We start from the raw sequence: 1,407 nt of genomic DNA on the forward strand, positions 1-1,407 counted from the left end.
GCCAGAACGTACGTACGCCCCAGCCCAGGTTATCGGTAAGCCAGTCATCCGGTTTCCGTATTTCACCCTGAACAAACAGCATTGAGCGCTGGTTATCATACAGCGTAAGCAGTAAATCCCCACTGCTGTGGCTCCAGTTCCCGTGCCGGTCAACATTAAGCTGAATGCGCGCGGAACCGTACTGTCTCAGCCACGCCTGCAGTGCACCGGATGCTTCACCGGCCGCCAGAGAGGCCGCCGCATCAGGCGTGTTGCCGGCAGTCAGCAGCCCGGCCCCTTCCATCATTGCGGAGGAATAAGGCAGGTCTGCACTGTCGTCGTCCTGGCGGTCTGAAGAAAACGGAGAACGTGAAAGGGACGCAGATACCTGCGGATCAGGGACCGCGGGCGTGAGGGTTGCAGCCGACAGCCGGGAAACCGGCGACATTATCAGCAGAAGCTGGAGCACAATCAGACACCGCGCGGCGGCACGGAACAAGGTGATGTTATTCATGGTAACCCCGGAACAAGGAAAATATACCAGCCGGTAAACGGCCGGTAAACGGCCGGTACAGGGCCCCCGTTCACGGCGGAGAAAATAATGTTTAACCAGATACAGCAATAATAACGCCGCGCGACAAAATCGACAAAATCGATCAATTAAACCCAATTGATTGCCACCAACTATTAACAAGAGGTAAAACAATCGACTTAAACAATTAAAACTACTGGCGAAAGAAAAGGAAAAAAGAAGGTTTTCAGTAATAAAGAAATCTATTCAGCAGGATAAGAAGCAAAATGAAGAAGACGTCAAATGATACTGAATCTCATCGCCGCCCTGAGTTGTAATAAAAAATTTACCACCCTTGTTTAATTGATGTTTTATTCAGGCATTAATAAAAAGGGGACCAGTCTATTTAGAAGGAGCTCTATTCATGGAAAATACTGCCGACTGGCGAACCGAATCCCGCACTGTCGATTCTAATGACTTTAAACTTCGCATAGTTGAACTCGCATCTCAGCCTGATGCCAATGTTGCAAAGATCGCCCGCGAAAACAGTGTTGCTCACAACCTTATTTTTAAGTGGCTGCGCATGTGGCAAACCGAGGGCGGGTATCACGTCGCCTGCCTGCGACCTCAACCCACCGTCAGAGCTGTCACTGCTACTTGTTGATATCGTATCTGAACCGGCAACATCAGAGATCAGTTCCGGGCAGTGTCCGCTGAACGCTTCCTCCTGCAGCGTGGAGTTCCGCCACGATAAAATAAGCCTCGAAAATCCCTCGCCGGAGTTGCTGACCGTGCTGCTCCACGAGCTGACCGGGGGAAACCAATGATATCCCTCCCGTCGGGCACCCGTATCTGGCTAGTTGCTGGCGTAACCGATATGCGTAAGTCTTTTAATGGCCTAAATAGCTGCGCCGAAT

General features: G+C 51.1%; 1 protein-coding gene and 2 pseudogenes. 2 read left to right on the forward strand and 1 reads right to left on the reverse strand.

What is annotated here, in order from left to right; all coding sequences use genetic code 11:
• On the reverse strand, positions 1-493 hold a 493-nt coding region (locus NG99_RS23260; RefSeq protein ID WP_034898327.1), incomplete at its 3' end, for an inverse autotransporter beta domain-containing protein.
• Between the two features lie 421 nt (positions 494-914).
• Between NG99_RS23260 and NG99_RS30425 the strand changes: the two are divergent.
• A pseudogene (locus NG99_RS30425) lies at positions 915-1,317 on the forward strand (transposase).
• Positions 1,314-1,407, forward strand: a pseudogene (locus tag NG99_RS30105) (IS66 family insertion sequence element accessory protein TnpB); the annotation flags it as partial. The pseudogenes NG99_RS30425 and NG99_RS30105, both read left to right, overlap by 4 nt.

The sequence above is a fragment of the Erwinia typographi genome, from assembly GCF_000773975.1.
Taxonomy (GTDB): domain Bacteria; phylum Pseudomonadota; class Gammaproteobacteria; order Enterobacterales; family Enterobacteriaceae; genus Erwinia; species Erwinia typographi.